This is a genomic window from Pseudomonas sp. LBUM1659, assembly GCF_059716045.1.
Genome location: NZ_CP166797.1, coordinates 1,291,778 through 1,307,631 on the forward strand (window position 1 = coordinate 1,291,778; position 15,854 = coordinate 1,307,631).

A 15,854-nucleotide genomic window follows, 5' to 3' on the forward strand; every position below is an offset into this window, starting at 1 on the left:
TCGACCTTGCTCGGTTTCATTGGCCCGAAAGGCGCCTATGTCGGGTTAGGGTTTTAGACAGTTGCCAGTGCATACCTTTGAAATACGTGACCTGTAGGCCAGTCCCGATAGTACTGCTGCATTATTGGTGTGTTGGATTTTGCAATGATCGGCAGGACGCCTGGAGTTTAGGTTTGGGTGGCCACGCCCGTGTACATGGCCTCCCTAGCCTTACAACATCGCCAAGACGACAGTAGCCCCAAGAGCCAGTGCAACAGCGGACACTGGATCAATGCCCATCAAGCCGAAGCCGATGGCCATGCTACCGAACGCACGAATGCGCTTGTGCAAAACTGCTGAACTAGCTTGTTTAGACATACCCATAGGTAATCCTCCCTCGCTTTTTCTCCCAGTCTCATACAGCAGCTGGCGGGGAGGGCTCAGACTTCATGCTGCCTATTCCCTGTTTACGGCCCATACAGGCAACCTCCAGCGAGGGGTGGCGGCAGCAACCCAACTGGACAGCCGCGAAAATGCCAGAAGACGAATCGGATTTCAACAGAAGTTTTAAGGTGGTAAGGGTGAGGTCGGCAGGACGCCGGCGGCGGGATTTGTAGCAGCGAGTTCTTCCCCAAAACGCAACCGTTTGAACCAATGTTTATTGGGTTTCAAAGAGTTGTAAAAGACACCGGTTTTCGTGGTTGTTTTTTGACTCAACGCCTTGATTATAAAGGCCTTTGGCGTTTTCTATGCGGCATCCCAGGCTTTGATGCCGAAAAGGTGCAACGTTTTGCTTGAAACGGTCAAGGAATTGCCCCCTTTGCAGGTGCTGGAAAAAAATGGTGACGGATTATGCCATGGAAGCGCAAAAGCTGTGGGAGCGAGCTTGCTTGCGATAGCGGCGGGGCAGTCAACATTGAGGGTGCATGTGGCATCGCAATCGCGAGCAGGCTCGCTCACACAAGGGTTGCGGTGTCTCGGGCGATGCGACATTGGTGCAATGCCCCCCGCAGTCTAAGTGGCTAATATGGCATTTCAATGCTGTCGATCGCCTGGGAGCCGCTGCCGATTGGCTGCAGCGGAATACGCTTGAAAGCGCTGCGGGCGCAGCGCTTTGGAGGTTTAACAGCCTGAACCGTCAGCAGCAGATCAGCGGTGACGTGCTGCGGGAGATGTGAAGTGAGCCGGATTTGACTGAGTTGAATCTGGGGCAGGTCAAATAGCGGCCTCCCGATTTTCCAGAAGCCGTTTAGAGATTCTTCCAAGGCACATCATTCGGATCTTCCGGATAAGAGCGTTTCGCCATTTTTATATCCAGCTCACTCAGTACGGTATTTTTGCCGACTTCCCACACACCGTCGGTCAGCTCTTTATCAACCTCGTAGTGCATGATGGAGTGTTTATCGTATTCGGTGTCGAATATCGTGCCCGAATAGGGCGTCAACACGTATTCATCTACGCGCTGTTTGTCCCATCCGTAATTCTCGAAATAATGTTCGTAAACTTTTTCTCGGTTCCAAGGGATGGTTGCGTCGCGGTGCAAGTGCTCGTGCAGGTAGCCAAGTGCATGTCCCATTTCATGGATCACGGTCGATTCAAAGTATTCGTCACTTGGGGTTGTTTCAAGGTACATCGTCGCTTCGTTTTGATTAAAAGTCAGGGCGTCGGTACCTATCAATGATTTGTTGTCTTCGCTGACAGTTGTGATTCGGATGTCTGCGTCGCCCTTGGATACTATTGAGAATGTTAGATTTACATGTTTTATCCAGTGGGTAATTGCCTTGGAAAAGTTTTGTAAGAAGCTTGATGAAACATCTTCAAGAAAGCGAATTTTCAGTTCGCGACCAGGTTTCCACAATTTTTGGTAGTCGCCAGTGCCTAATATGGATAATTCGTCGTTTGAGGCGTTGTTCGGATTTTCTGTAATGGCTGCTTTGTAGGATGCTAGTCGATCTTTTGGAGAAATTATAGAACAGGGTTTTGCGTTTTTCATTTTGGTTCGCATTAAATTTAAAGTCGTCTGGTTTGCTCGTTGTCCAGCGAAGCGGATCTTGGGTAAATCAAACAACTCTCCTTTAGTGGAAGGTTATTCGTTTTCCGCCGGGTAGGGATAAGCCTTCGCCATGAAGGCCTTGTCTTTTTCGCTGAGATCAAAGTTGAGAAAAATCTGGAAGTCGCCGTCGGTCCAGGATTGGTGGATGACGTAGTGCATGATCGACTTTCGGTCGTACTCTGAATAAATGCTTGCGTCGGGGTCTGCGCGATCCAGGTACCATTGGTGCAGTCTTTTTCGCGTCGTGCTGGCTTGGTAATCGTCTTCTTCAGGGTTATCGGTTATTCCATGTTTTGCATAAATGGCTGACGTGTTCCAAGGGATATGTGCTGTCGGATTGGTCTGCTCATGTTCTGCCCCCAGCATATGGCCGAATTCATGCATTACATTGGCTGCAAAATAACGGGCGTGGGTGGGTGGGTGTGGCCAGAGCGTCATTGTCGGCTCATCTGTAGATAACAGCGCGTCTGTGCCGACGTTAGACGAGAACATTCCTTCCTGGCTGAGTATGCGGATGTCGCCTTCCTCACCTTTGACGAATTCGAATTTTAAATTGATGTGCGGCAGCCAATTGTTGGCTGCTGAGATGGTCGCGGCCTTGAATTCTTCGGTGCCATTGAGAAAGGCGATGCGAAGAGTGCGGCCGGGAGTCCAGAATTTGGAAGGGTTTTTCTTGGCCCACATTACTCTGTTACTCCTGGGGAAAACTGAGCAGGGGGGTGCGCTGTAATTGCAAAGTTGCAGGGCGCTTCGAATTCTTTGGATGCTGTTATAGAAAAAGGTGCTGTGAAATACATGATTTAACTTCCTTGTTTTATTAGTGGGGTGGGCAGGTTTTTCTGCGGAAGTAGAATTTAGTGTTAATGCTGGGTTTGGTAAAGTGGGGAGCTTGCGGGATGTGTTACTTGGTGTTGTTAGAGTTGCCAGGCATTGCGCTCGGCAAGCAGTATGGCTTTATAAGAACTTCGGTGTCTTATAATGGAGTAGGGTTGGTTTTATTGAAGCAGGGTCTGATAATAAAAGTTGCCGTGCCAGATTGACTGGCACGGCAACTTGTATTACTGCTTGCGGGTAATAAACGCGCGAATACGTTCGGCGGCTTCCACGCATTCCGCCAGTGGCGCGACCAGCGCCATCCGCACCCGACCGGCACCCGGGTTGACGCCATCCACCTCTCGGGACAGGTAAGAACCTGGGACCACGGTCACATGCTCCTCGGCAAACAGATCTCGACAGAACGCTTCATCATCGCCGTCAACATCGGGCCACAAGTAAAAACCGCCATCCGGTCGCTGCACGTCCATCACCGGGCCGAGGATTTCCAGCACGGCATCGTACTTCTCGCGGTACAGCACACGGTTGGCGCGCACATGCACTTCGTCATTCCACGCGGCAACGCTGGCCAGTTGGGTCTGAACCGGCATCGCGCAACCGTGGTAGGTGCGGTACAGCAGGAAGCCTTTGAGAATATCGGCGTCGCCAGCCACGAAACCCGAGCGCAGGCCGGGCAAGTTGGAGCGCTTGGACAAGCTGTGAAACACCACGCAACGCTTGAAGTCCTTGCGACCCAGCTCCACGCAGGCGCTGAGCAGGCCGGCCGGCGGGGTTTGCTCGTCGAAGTACAGTTCGCTGTAGCACTCGTCGGCGGCGATCACGAAGTCGTATTCGTCGGCCAGGGCGATCAACTTCTTCAGGGTCTCAACCGGGATCAGTGCGCCGGTCGGATTGCCTGGCGAGCACAGGAACAGGATCTGGCAACGCTTCCAGATGTCCGGCGAAACGGCGTCGAAGTCCGGGTTGAAGCCGTTTTCATCCAGGCAGGGCAGGTAGTGCGGTTTGGCTCCGGCGAGAAATGCCGCGCCTTCGTAGATCTGATAGAACGGGTTCGGGCTGACGACCAAGGCGTCTTCGCCACGGTTGACCACGGTCTGGGTAAAGGCGAACAACGCTTCGCGAGTGCCGTTGACCGGCAGCACATTGCGCGCCGGGTCGAGCCAGCCGCTTGGGACGCTGAAACGGCGTTCACACCAGGCGGCGATGGTTTCACGCAGAGCCGGGATGCCGAGGGTGGTCGGGTACACGGCCATCTGATCCAGATTGCTGGCCAGCGCTTCGGCCACGAAGGTCGGCGAGCGGTGCTTTGGCTCGCCGATGGACAGCGCGATAGGGCGTTTGTCCGGGTTTGGCGTGACGCTACCGAGCAGGGCGCGGAGCTTCTCGAACGGGTAAGGCTGCAACTGGTTCAGAGCGTTGTTCATGGGGGCCTCGTTCAATGTGGGAGCCAGCTTTTGTGGGAGCCAGGCTTGCCCGCGATGCAGGCGCCTCGGTCTGTCAGGCGTACCGAGGTGATGCTATCGCGGGCAAGCCCGGCTCCTACATAAGCGCTTTCCCACAGGGGGATATTTGTTAGTTCAGATACTGAGTCGTGACAGTTTGATATCGGGCTCGTGGCTGACGCTCAGCTGCTCAACGATTGCATCCTGCAAGCGGCTGCACAGCAGCGGGTCGGACAACTGCTGGTTGTTGGCGTCGGTAATGAAGAACACGTCCTCCACTCGCTCGCCCAGCGTGGCGATCTTGGCGTTTTGCAGCGACAGGTCGAATTCCAGGAAAATCGTGCCAATGCGCGCCAACAGGCCCGGACGGTCGGGAGCTGTGAGTTCCAGCACGGTCACCGGGCGCTGGGCGTCGTTGTGGATCGTCACTTGTGGCGCAAAGGCGAAATGCTTGAGCTGGCGTGGCACACGGCGCTGGATGATGGTCGGGTAGTCAGCCGGGTTGCGCAGGGCTTCGGTCAGGCCGTCGCGAATCTGTTTGACCCGCGCCGGGTTGTCGCCAATCGAGTCGCCGTCAGTGTCGAGCACGATGTAGGTGTCGAGGGTGAACTGGCTACTGGAGGTGATTACCCGGGCGTCGTGAATGTTCAGGTTGAGTTGGTCCATCGCGGCCACGGTCACGGCGAAGAAATCGTGCTGGTCCGGCGCATAAATAAAGATCTGCGTGCCGCCCTCGAACTCGCGCTGGGTGGTTTCCTTGATCAGCACCAATGGCCCGCCGTCGGCCGGCTGCTGGAGAATCGCGTCACTGTGCCAGGCCACGTCGCCGGCGGTATGGCGCAGAAAATAGTCATCGCCCAATTGCGCCCACAATTGCTCGATATCGTCCGGGTCGGTGCCGCCGCGGACGAGGATGTCCAGCGCCGCGCTCTGGGTCTGGCGGATCTGCTCTTCGCGATCGACCGGGTTTTCCAGGCCGCGACGCAAGGCGCGCTTGGTCTCGGTGTAGAGCTGGCGCAACAGGCTGGCGCGCCAGGAGTTCCACAGGGTCGGGTTCGTGGCGTTGATGTCGGCGACCGTCAGCACGTACAGGTAGTCGAGACGGGTTTCGTCGACGACGGCCTGGGCGAAATCGTGGATCACCTGCGGATCGGACAAGTCCTTGCGCTGGGCCGTGGTCGACATCACCAGGTGATTTTGCACCAACCAGACGATCAGGCGGCTGTCCCAAACCGGTAACTGATGGCGCTGGCAAAAAGCTTCGGCATCCACTGCGCCGATTTCCGAGTGGTCGCCCAGCCGGCCCTTGCCGATGTCGTGGTACAGACCGGCCAGGTAAATTAGCTCGGGTTTGGGCAGTTTGCCCATGAGCTTGCTGGCCAGCGCGAATTTTTCTGACGCTTGTGTGTACTGCAATTTGCGCAGGTGTTTGATCAGGTTCAGGGTGTGAGCGTCGACCGTATAGATGTGGAACAGATCGTGTTGCATTTGGCCGACGATGAAACCGAACTCTGGCAAGTAACGCCCGAGAATGCCGTAACGGTTCATCCGGCGCAGGTTGCGGTGGATGCCGATCTTGCACTTGAACAGCTCGATAAACAGGCTGGTGTTACGAATGTCGTTACGGAAGTCGTCATCGATCAGGTGCCGATTTTCTCGCAGCAGACGGATGGTGTCGGCGCGCACGCCTTTGATTTCCGGCTGCTGGGCCATTAGCACGAAGATTTCGAGCATGGCGAACGGCGTGCGACGGAATACGTTGTCGTTACGTGCCTCGATGTAGCCGTCGTGCAACTGGAAACGCGAGTTGATCGGCTGCGGCGGCGCTTCATCTTCCGGGGCGAGGATGACTTCTTCGAAGTGCTGGATGATCAGGTCGCTGAGCTGGGCAATGCTCATCACCACCCGGTAGTACTGCTGCATGAAGTTTTCGATGGCTTGCTTGGCGTCATCGCCGACGAACCCCAGCAGCCCGGCAATCGAGCGCTGGTGATCGAACAGCAAGCGATCCTCGGCGCGACCGGCGAGCATGTGCAGCGCGTAACGGACTTTCCACAGAAATTCCTGGGACGAGGCCAACAGGGCGTTTTCGCTCTCGACCAGAAAACCTTCGCCAGCCAATGCGCGCAGGTTCAGGGTGCCGTATTCGCGACGGGCCACCCACAGAATCGTCTGGATATCCCGCAGGCCGCCGGGCGAGCCTTTGACGTTGGGTTCCAGGTTGTATTCGGTGTCGTTGTATTTGTGGTGACGGGCCTTCTGCTCGGCGCGCTTGGCCAGGAAGAAGTCCTTGCTCGGCCACATGTGCGCGGTGCTGGTGACGTCCAGCATGCGCTGGCGCAAGCGTTCAGGGCCGCAGATGGTGCGGCTTTCCATCAGGTTGGTAACAACCGTCAGGTCGGCGCGGGCCTCAACGGCGCATTCGTCCACCGAGCGAACGCTCTGACCCACCTCCAGGCCGATGTCCCATAGCAACGTCAGAAAACGCTCGATGGAATCGCGGAAAACTTCGTGGTCGGCGCTGTCCAGGAGGATCAGCAAGTCGATGTCGGAATACGGGTGCAACTCACCGCGACCGTAGCCGCCGACCGCGACCAGCGCGATGTCGGCGTCTTCACTCCAGTTGAACTGCTCCCAGGCCTTTTGCAGGATGTTATCGACGAACCAGGCGCGATCCTCGATTAACCGGCGAATGTCGCGGCCGCTGCGAAAGCGCCCGTCGAGCACCTCGCGGGCCTGGCGGATCGCCTTCTTGAAGGCCGCGATCGGGCTTGCCTTCAGGGCCAGTTCAGCCTGGAACTGGCCGCGGTCGAAGAGTTCGGGATCCACCTGCGGCATCGATTGGCTTTCCTGTCTGTCTATAACGCTGAGAGCGGTGCGGCTCGGCTCAGGCCGAGACGCGCGCGATGGTGTCGTCGGCGCGCAGGGTGAAGATCTCGTACCCGGTGTCGGTGACCAGCAGGGTGTGCTCCCACTGGGCCGACAGCTTGCGGTCCTTGGTGATTGCGGTCCAGCCATCGCCCAACACCTTGGTGTCGGCCTTGCCCTGGTTGATCATCGGCTCGATGGTGAAAGTCATGCCTGCTTTCAGTTCCATGCCGGTGCCGGCGCGGCCGTAATGCAGGATCTGCGGCTCTTCGTGGAACACCTTGCCGATGCCGTGACCGCAGAACTCGCGAACCACCGAGAAGCCGTTTTTTTCCGCGTGCTTCTGGATGATTTCGCCGATGTCGCCGAGGCGGCAGCCGGGTTTGACGATTTCAATCGCCTTGTACATGCATTCCTGGGTCACTTGCGACAGGCGCTCGGCCCAGACCGGCACGGTGCCGACGTGGAACATGCGGCTGGTGTCGCCGTGGTAACCGTCTTTGATGACGGTGACGTCGATGTTCAGGGTGTCGCCATCCTTCAACGGCTTCTCGTTCGGAATACCGTGGCAGACCACGTGGTTGATCGAGGTGCAGATCGACTTCGGGTAGCCTTTATAGTTGAGCGGGGCGGGAATGGCTTTCTGCTCATTGACGATGTAGTCGTGGCAGATGCGGTCCAGTTCTTCGGTGGTGATGCCCGGTTTGACATGTTCGGCAATCATTTCCAGCACATCGGCAGCCAGTTTGCCGGCGATGCGCATTTTTGCGATGTCCTCTGGGGTTTTGAGGGTGACGGTCATACAGGCTCTCTCTGCGCTCGATGGCGCTTGTTAAAACGAAATGGGCAGTGTGCGATCGATCTTTGCGGCCCTGAAAAACCTGATTCTATCAGACGATCAGCGCAAATCTGAGCCTCTGTGCGTCGCATCTCTCTATAGATAGGCGCATTCTTGAACGATTCCAGGGGGCAATTAAGGGCTCGCGTCAGGATTTGAGAATCCGGGTTCCGTTTTTTTCAGCCTTGTGGTATAAAATGCGCCGCTTTCCGGGGATACCCCGAAAGGCTTAAATCCACACACGTGTCGACACGATGACCTGGGTGCCTTCAGCTGATGCTGCTGGTTGGTCATTGGGATACGTGGAGGCCAAACCCGACTTATTAAGGAACTATCATGTCCCAAGTCAACATGCGCGATATGCTGAAGGCCGGTGTGCACTTCGGTCACCAAACCCGTTACTGGAACCCGAAAATGGGTAAGTACATTTTCGGCGCGCGTAACAAGATCCACATCATCAACCTTGAAAAAACCCTGCCAATGTTCAACGAAGCTCTGACTTTCGTAGAGCGTCTGGCCCAGGGCAAAAACAAGATTCTGTTCGTCGGCACCAAGCGTTCCGCTGGCAAGATCGTTGCTGAAGAAGCAGCACGTTGCGGTTCGCCGTACGTCGATCACCGCTGGTTGGGCGGCATGCTGACCAACTTCAAAACCATCCGTGCTTCCATCAAGCGTCTGCGTGACCTTGAAGTGCAAGCCGAAGACGGTACGTTCGCCAAGCTGACCAAGAAAGAGGCGCTGATGCGCACTCGCGATCTGGAAAAACTGGACCGTTCCCTGGGTGGTATCAAGGACATGGGCGGTCTGCCAGACGCTCTGTTCGTTATCGACGTTGATCACGAGCGCATCGCGATCACCGAAGCCAACAAGCTGGGCATCCCGGTTATCGGCGTGGTCGATACCAACAGCAGCCCGGAAGGCGTTGACTACATCATCCCAGGCAACGATGACGCAATCCGCGCTATCCAGCTGTACATGGGTTCGATGGCTGACGCTGTAATTCGCGGTCGCAACCACGTTGCTGGCGGCACCGAGCAGTTCGTTGAAGAAGCTCCGGTAGCAGCGGCTGAGTAATTGACGCCTTGGCGTTGACTCAGTAAGCAAAAAGGGGGCTTGGCCCCCTTTTTGCCACCTCGAAAACCGTTTGTCGGCCCCGCACTTGCAGAGCTGTAACGTGCAGCGGCTTACAACGGTGGTTCGGGAAGAATTGATCGCCCGTTCGATCGGGTGGAATGGTTGAAAACCTATCCAAGAGGATTTTGAAATGGCAGCAATTACTGCAGCGTTGGTTAAAGAACTGCGTGAGCGTACCGGCGAAGGCATGATGGATTGCAAGAAAGCCCTGGAAAAGGCTGACGGCGACATCGAAAAAGCCATTGATGATATGCGTGCTTCCGGCGCAATCAAGGCTGCCAAGAAAGCAGGCAACGTGGCTGCTGAAGGCGCTATCGCTCTGAAAGAAGACGGCAAATCTGCTGTTCTGCTGGAAGTAAACTCGCAGACTGACTTCCTGGCCCTGCAGGACGACTTCAAGGCATTTGTTGCTGCTAGCGTTGAAAAAGCGTTCGCCGACAAACTGACTGACGTCGCTCCGCTGATCGCCGCTCAAGAGGCTGATCGCCTGGTACTGGTTGGCAAAGTTGGCGAAAACGTCAACATCCGTCGCCTGGTACGCGTTGAAGGTGATGTTGTTGGTGGTTACCTGCACGGCAACAAGATCGGTGTTGCAGTTGTCCTGAAAGGCGGCAACGTTGAACTGGCCAAAGACATCGCTATGCACGTAGCGGCCAGCAACCCGGAGTTCCTGCTGCCTTCGGAAGTTTCTGCCGAAGCGATCGAGCGTGAAAAAGCTGTGTTCCTGCAGCTGAACGAAGAAAAAATCAAAGGCAAGCCAGAAAACATCGTTGAAAACATGGTCAAAGGCCGTATCAGCAAGTTCCTGGCCGAAGCCAGCCTGGTTGAGCAGGCGTTCGTCAAGAACCCTGAAATCAAGGTCGGCGAGCTGGCCAAGAAAGCCGGTGCTGAAATCGTTTCCTTCACCTACTTCAAAGTAGGCGAAGGCATCGAGAAGCCAGTAGACAACTTCGCTGAAGAAGTTGCTGCCCAGCTGGCTGCTGCCAAGTCGTAAGACGGTTTTTTAAACTGTCGCCCTGAAGAGGCTGCCCGCTTACGCGCGCAGCCTCTTTTCAGATGGGCTGCCAATTTTTTAATTGGTTTCCCTTTGGAACTGGCTTACAAAGCCATGTTCCGATGGCGTTGAAGCAGCGCCAAGCTAGAGTGAGCGCAGCTGTAAACAGCTCGCAAAGAATTTTTAAAATACGCCGCAGGAGAGATTCGCAATGGCTCAGCAGGGCAGTGGTTATCAGGCTCGCTATAAACGCATTCTACTCAAGCTTAGCGGCGAGGCCCTGATGGGCTCGGAAGAGTTCGGGATCGATCCGAAAGTTCTGGATCGCATGGCGCTGGAAGTCGGCCAACTGGTCGGTATCGGTGTTCAGGTCGGTCTGGTGATCGGTGGTGGTAACCTGTTTCGCGGTGCAGCGCTGAGCGCGGCCGGCATGGATCGGGTGACTGGCGACCACATGGGCATGCTGGCCACTGTGATGAACGCCCTGGCCATGCGCGATGCGCTGGAACGTGCCAATATCTCGGCCATCGTGATGTCGGCGATTTCCATGGTGGGCGTGACCGATCACTATGATCGTCGCAAAGCCATGCGCCACCTGAACGCCAAGGAAGTCGTGATTTTCGCGGCCGGTACCGGTAATCCGTTCTTCACCACGGATTCGGCGGCTTGCTTGCGTGCAATCGAAATCGATGCCGATGTCGTGCTCAAGGCGACCAAGGTCGATGGCGTCTACACCGCTGACCCGTTCAAAGACCCGCATGCCGAGAAGTTCGATCATCTGACTTATGATGAAGTGCTGGATCGCAAGCTGGGCGTGATGGATCTGACGGCCATTTGCCTGTGCCGCGACCACAAGATGCCATTGCGCGTCTTTAACATGAACAAGCCCGGCGCCCTGCTGAATATCGTGCATGGCGGCGCTGAAGGGACCCTGATCGAGGAAGGCCAACAATGATCAATGAAATCAAGAAAGACGCTAAAGAGCGTATGCAGAAATCCGTCGAATCGCTGATGCACAACTTCGGCCGTATTCGTACCGGTCAGGCGCACCCAAGCATTCTTGAAGGCGTGATGGTGCCGTATTACGGTTCCGACACCCCGATCAAGCAGGTGGCGAACATCACCGTCAAAGACGCCCGTACCCTGCAAGTCGTCGCCTTTGAACGCAACATGCTGGGTGCCGTCGACAAAGCCATCGGCAGTGCTGGTCTGAACCTGAACCCGACCAACCTGGGTGAGTTGTTGCTGATCTCCATGCCGGCCCTGACCGAGGAAACCCGTAAGGGCTTCACCAAGCAGGCTCGCGATGTCGCTGAAGATGCCCGTGTTGCGGTTCGCAATATCCGTCGTGATGCGAACAGCCAGCTCAAGGATCTGGTCAAGGAAAAGGAAATCAGCGAAGACGAAGAGCGTCGCGCTACTGGCGAAATAGATGATCTGACCAAAAAGTACGTGGCTGAAATCGACGCGAATTTGGCGCAGAAAGAAAAAGACCTGATGGCCGTATAAGGGTCAATCTTTCATGGAAAAGACCAAGCAGACTGTGTCGTCCGCGGTGCCGCGCCATGTCGCGATCATCATGGATGGTAATAATCGCTGGGCGAAAAAACGCTTTATGCCGGGTGTCGCCGGGCATAAAGCGGGCGTGGATGCGGTTCGTGCGGTGATCGAGGTGTGTGCCGAGGCCAAGGTCGAAGTGTTGACCCTGTTTGCCTTCTCCAGTGAGAACTGGCAGCGTCCCGCAGATGAAGTCAGTGCCTTGATGGATTTGTTCTTCAAGGCATTGCGTCGCGAGGCCAAGCGCCTCAATGACAACAACATCAGTCTGCGCATCATCGGTGATCGCTCGCGCTTTCATCCCGAGCTTCAGGCTGCCATGCGTGAAGCTGAGGCGATGACCGTCGGTGCCAACCGCTTTGTCTTGCAGATCGCCGCCAATTACGGCGGTCAGTGGGACATCGCGCAGGCCGCTCAGCGTCTGGCACGGGAAGTTCAGGCCGGGCATCTGCGTCCGGAAGACATCACCCCTGAATTGCTGCAAACCTGTCTGGCCACCGGCGATCTGCCGTTGCCGGACTTGTGCATCCGTACCGGTGGCGAGCACCGCATCAGCAACTTCCTGCTGTGGCAGCTGGCTTACGCCGAGTTGTACTTCTCCGACCTGTTCTGGCCGGACTTCAAACACGACGCCATGCGAAACGCGCTGGCCGATTTCGCTTCTCGCCAGCGCCGCTTCGGTAAAACGAGCGAGCAGGTCGAGAATGGAGCCCGGGTTTAATGCTTAAACAACGAATCATCACCGCCCTGATCCTGCTGCCGATCGCTTTGTGCGGGTTTTTCCTGCTCGAAGGTTCCAACTTTGCGTTGTTCATCGGGTTTGTAGTGATGCTCGGCGCTTGGGAATGGGCGCGGCTGGCCGGCTTCACTGCTCAGCCGATTCGCGTTGCCTATGCCGTTTTCGTCGCGTTGATGCTGTTTGTCATGTACATCCTGCCGGGGTTGGCGCCTTGGGTGTTGGGCGCTTCAGTACTCTGGTGGGGTGTGGCGACTTATCTGGTGCTGACGTACCCGCGCTCGAGCGAGCACTGGGCCAGCGCCGCCAGCAAACTGGTGATCGGTTTGCTGATCCTGTTGCCGGCCTGGCAAGGCTTGGTCCAGATCAAGCAGGAGCCCTTGGGGAACTGGTTGATCATGGCAGTGATGGTGTTGGTCTGGGGTGCCGATATCGGTGCGTACTTTTCCGGCCGGGCCTTCGGCAAGCGCAAGCTGGCGCCGCAGGTCAGCCCCGGCAAGAGCTGGGAAGGCGTGTACGGCGGTTTACTGCTGAGTCTGCTGATCACGGCGATTGTCGGTTTAGTGCGCGACTGGAGTTTCGCCCAGATGCTGATGGGGTTGATCGGTGCGGCAGTGATCGTCTTCATCTCGGTGGTGGGCGACCTCACCGAGAGCATGTTCAAGCGTCAATCGGGCATCAAGGACAGCAGCAACCTGCTGCCGGGGCATGGTGGTGTCCTGGATCGAATCGACAGCCTGACGGCTGCGATTCCAGTATTCGCTGTGCTGTTGTGGATGGCCGCACCGTGAGCCGCCCACAACAGATTACTGTCTTGGGGGCGACCGGTTCGATTGGTCTGAGCACCCTCGACGTGATTGCTCGTCATCCGGCGCGTTGCCAGGTTTTCGCCTTGAGCGGGTTCACTCGCCTGAGCGAGTTATTGGCTTTGTGCGTGCGTCATACGCCGCGGTTTGCTGTTGTGCCGCAAGCGAGCGCGGCCCGAACCCTGCAGGACGATTTGCGCGCAGCTGGTCTGTCGACTCGTGTTCTGGTGGGGGAGGAGGGGTTGTGTCAGGTTGCTTCTGACCCTGAAGTTGATGCGGTCATGGCAGCCATCGTTGGCGCGGCGGGCTTGCGTCCGACCCTGGCGGCAGTCGAGGCCGGCAAGAAAATTCTGCTGGCTAACAAAGAAGCGCTGGTGATGTCCGGAGCGCTGTTCATGCAGGCCGTACGCAAAAGCGGTTCGGTACTGCTGCCGATCGACAGTGAGCACAATGCGATTTTCCAGTGCATGCCACAGGATTTCGCCCGTGGGCTTGGCGCGGTCGGCGTGCGTCGGATTCTTCTTACCGCCTCTGGTGGTCCGTTCCGACAGACACCAATGGCCGAACTGGCGCATGTTACGCCTGACCAGGCGTGTGCTCATCCGAACTGGTCAATGGGGCGCAAAATTTCGGTGGATTCCGCCAGCATGATGAACAAGGGGCTCGAGTTGATCGAGGCCTGCTGGCTGTTCGACGCCAAGCCGTCCCAAGTCGAAGTCGTGATTCACCCTCAGAGCGTGATTCATTCTCTGGTCGACTACATCGATGGTTCAGTGCTGGCCCAGTTGGGCAATCCGGATATGCGCACGCCGATCGCAAACGCCCTGGCCTGGCCGGAACGTATAGACTCGGGCGTGGCGCCGCTGGACCTGTTTGCCATTGCGCGTCTGGATTTCCAGGCCCCCGATGAAGAGCGTTTCCCTTGCCTGCGCCTTGCGCGTCAGGCTGCGGAGGCTGGCAATAGTGCACCGGCGACGCTCAATGCTGCGAATGAAGTGGCTGTCTCGGCGTTTCTCGACGGGCGGGTTCGCTACCCGGAAATCGCGAGTATTATCGAGGAAGTGTTGAACCTCGAGCCTGTCGTTGTGGTGGAAGATCTCGAGGCGGTGTTTACGGCCGACGCGAAGGCGCGAGTTCTGGCCGGGCAATGGTTGAGTCGTCACGGGCGGTAAGTGCTGCAATACGTTGGCCCATGCGGCACTGAATAGGATTGCGGAGAAAGTAGATGAGCGCGCTCTATATGATTGTCGGCACCCTGGTGGCTTTGGGTGTGCTGGTTACCTTCCACGAATTCGGCCATTTCTGGGTCGCACGTCGCTGTGGGGTCAAAGTGCTGCGTTTCTCCGTAGGCTTCGGCATGCCGTTGCTACGCTGGCACGACAAGAAAGGTACTGAGTTCGTCGTGGCTGCCATTCCATTGGGCGGCTACGTGAAGATGCTCGATGAGCGGGAAGGCGAAGTGCCGGCCGATCAGATCGAGCATTCCTTCAATCGCAAATCTGTCCGTCAGCGTATCGCTATCGTGGCCGCAGGTCCGATTGCCAATTTCCTCTTGGCAATGGTGTTTTTCTGGGTGTTGGCGATGCTCGGCAGCGAGCAGGTGCGGCCAGTCATCGGCGCCGTCGAGTCCGGCAGTATTGCCGCCAGGGCCGGATTGAGCGCTGGTCAGGAAATCATTGCCATTGATGGCGAGCCAACTTCCGGCTGGGCGGCGGTGAATCTGCAGCTGGTTCGTCGTCTTGGTGAGAGTGGTTCACTTCAATTATTGGTGCGTGAGCAGGGCTCCACGACGGACTCTCCTCGCGAGCTGGCGCTGGATAAATGGCTCAAGGGTGCTGACGAGCCGGATCCGATTCGTTCGTTGGGTATTCGTCCCTGGCGTCCGGCGCTGCCTCCTGTGTTGGCCGAAATTGATCCGAAAGGGCCGGCGCAGACTGCGGGTCTGAAGACCGGTGACCGGTTGCTTGCTCTCGATGGCAAGGCGCTGGATGACTGGCAGCAGGTGGTCGACACCGTTCGTATGCATCCGGATACCAAAATCATGCTGCGCGTTGAGCGTGATGGTGCACAAATCGACGTCCCTGTTACGTTGGCTGCTCGCGGCGAGAGCAAGGCACCTACCGGTTATATGGGGGCCGGCGTGAAAGCGGTCGATTGGCCGCCAGAGATGATTCGCGAAGTCAGTTACGGTCCTGTGGCCGCGATTGGAGAGGGTGCGCGACGCACCTGGACCATGAGCGTACTGACCCTCGATTCTCTCAAGAAAATGTTGTTCGGTGAGCTCTCGGTAAAAAACTTGAGTGGACCGATAACCATTGCTAAAGTGGCGGGCGCTTCTGCCCAGTCGGGCGTTGCTGACTTCCTGAATTTCCTTGCATATCTGAGTATTAGCTTGGGGGTTCTGAATTTGTTGCCCATTCCTGTACTGGATGGGGGGCATCTGTTGTTTTATCTGATCGAGTGGGCGCGTGGTCGTCCCTTGTCGGATCGGGTGCAGGGTTGGGGGATACAGATCGGTATCAGTTTGGTGGTCGGGGTGATGTTGCTCGCTCTGGTCAATGATTTGGGCCGTCTGTAACACTTCGCTGAATTGCGAATCTGCCGCATTTTGCG

Annotated in this window: 15 protein-coding genes; 8 read left to right on the forward strand and 7 right to left on the reverse strand. The window is 56.7% G+C overall.

Going from position 1 to position 15,854, the window contains the following annotated elements; translation table 11 throughout:
* Positions 1-210: 210 nt before the first annotated feature.
* From ACA048_RS05685 to map, 7 genes are all read right to left on the reverse strand, one after another.
* Positions 211-357 carry a hypothetical protein gene (locus tag ACA048_RS05685; RefSeq protein WP_497628294.1) on the reverse strand — a complete coding sequence of 49 codons (147 nt, stop codon included), beginning with the start codon at positions 355-357 and terminating at the stop codon, positions 211-213.
* Between the two features lie 644 nt (positions 358-1,001).
* Positions 1,002-1,244 carry a hypothetical protein gene (locus ACA048_RS05690; protein ID WP_497628295.1) on the reverse strand — a complete coding sequence of 81 codons (243 nt, stop codon included), beginning with the start codon at positions 1,242-1,244 and terminating at the stop codon, positions 1,002-1,004.
* On the reverse strand, positions 1,229-1,972 hold the full coding sequence (locus ACA048_RS05695; protein WP_497628296.1) for a M12 family metallopeptidase: 744 nt from the start codon (positions 1,970-1,972) through the stop codon (positions 1,229-1,231). The genes ACA048_RS05690 and ACA048_RS05695 overlap by 16 nt, the downstream gene beginning before the upstream one ends.
* 93 nt (positions 1,973-2,065) lie before the next feature.
* Positions 2,066-2,716, reverse strand: coding sequence for a zinc metalloprotease (locus ACA048_RS05700; RefSeq protein WP_497628297.1), 651 nt, complete (start codon positions 2,714-2,716; stop codon positions 2,066-2,068).
* A 374-nt stretch (positions 2,717-3,090) separates the two neighbouring features.
* The gene (gene dapC, locus ACA048_RS05705; protein ID WP_497628298.1) at positions 3,091-4,290 is read right to left on the reverse strand and encodes a succinyldiaminopimelate transaminase; all 1,200 of its coding nucleotides are present in this window, start codon (positions 4,288-4,290) and stop codon (positions 3,091-3,093) included.
* A 153-nt stretch (positions 4,291-4,443) separates the two neighbouring features.
* Positions 4,444-7,146, reverse strand: a complete 2,703-nt coding sequence (locus ACA048_RS05710) for a [protein-PII] uridylyltransferase (RefSeq protein ID WP_497628299.1) — start codon at positions 7,144-7,146, stop codon at positions 4,444-4,446.
* 49 nt (positions 7,147-7,195) lie between these two features.
* Positions 7,196-7,978, reverse strand: a complete 783-nt coding sequence (gene map, locus ACA048_RS05715; RefSeq protein ID WP_140666356.1) for a type I methionyl aminopeptidase — start codon at positions 7,976-7,978, stop codon at positions 7,196-7,198.
* 372 nt (positions 7,979-8,350) lie between these two features.
* Here map and rpsB point away from each other — a divergent pair, with 372 nt between their 5' ends.
* The 8 genes from rpsB (at position 8,351) to rseP (ending at position 15,819) form a co-directional block, all read left to right on the forward strand.
* Entirely contained in the window at positions 8,351-9,088 is a 738-nt protein-coding gene (gene rpsB / locus ACA048_RS05720; RefSeq protein ID WP_003219330.1) for a 30S ribosomal protein S2, read from the forward strand.
* Positions 9,089-9,278: 190 nt separating this feature from the next.
* Positions 9,279-10,142 carry a translation elongation factor Ts gene (gene tsf, locus ACA048_RS05725; protein WP_007949329.1) on the forward strand — a complete coding sequence of 288 codons (864 nt, stop codon included), beginning with the start codon at positions 9,279-9,281 and terminating at the stop codon, positions 10,140-10,142.
* Between the two features lie 211 nt (positions 10,143-10,353).
* Positions 10,354-11,097: a UMP kinase gene (pyrH, locus tag ACA048_RS05730; protein ID WP_003172271.1), complete on the forward strand. Its 744-nt coding sequence runs from the start codon at positions 10,354-10,356 to the stop codon at positions 11,095-11,097.
* Complete coding sequence (frr, locus tag ACA048_RS05735; RefSeq protein ID WP_008028968.1) at positions 11,094-11,651, forward strand: ribosome recycling factor; 558 nt, start codon at positions 11,094-11,096, stop codon at positions 11,649-11,651. Before pyrH ends, frr begins: the two co-directional genes overlap by 4 nt.
* Positions 11,652-11,664: 13 nt before the next feature.
* Positions 11,665-12,420, forward strand: coding sequence for a polyprenyl diphosphate synthase (uppS, locus tag ACA048_RS05740; RefSeq protein WP_497628300.1), 756 nt, complete (start codon positions 11,665-11,667; stop codon positions 12,418-12,420).
* A complete protein-coding gene (locus ACA048_RS05745; RefSeq protein ID WP_497628301.1) occupies positions 12,420-13,226 on the forward strand; it encodes a phosphatidate cytidylyltransferase in 807 nt (268 codons plus the stop codon). The genes uppS and ACA048_RS05745 overlap by 1 nt, the downstream gene beginning before the upstream one ends.
* On the forward strand, positions 13,223-14,413 hold the full coding sequence (ispC, locus tag ACA048_RS05750) for a 1-deoxy-D-xylulose-5-phosphate reductoisomerase (protein WP_497628302.1): 1,191 nt from the start codon (positions 13,223-13,225) through the stop codon (positions 14,411-14,413). The genes ACA048_RS05745 and ispC overlap by 4 nt, the downstream gene beginning before the upstream one ends.
* A 53-nt stretch (positions 14,414-14,466) precedes the next feature.
* Positions 14,467-15,819, forward strand: a complete 1,353-nt coding sequence (gene rseP, locus ACA048_RS05755; protein WP_497628303.1) for a sigma E protease regulator RseP — start codon at positions 14,467-14,469, stop codon at positions 15,817-15,819.
* Positions 15,820-15,854: the final 35 nt, after the last annotated feature.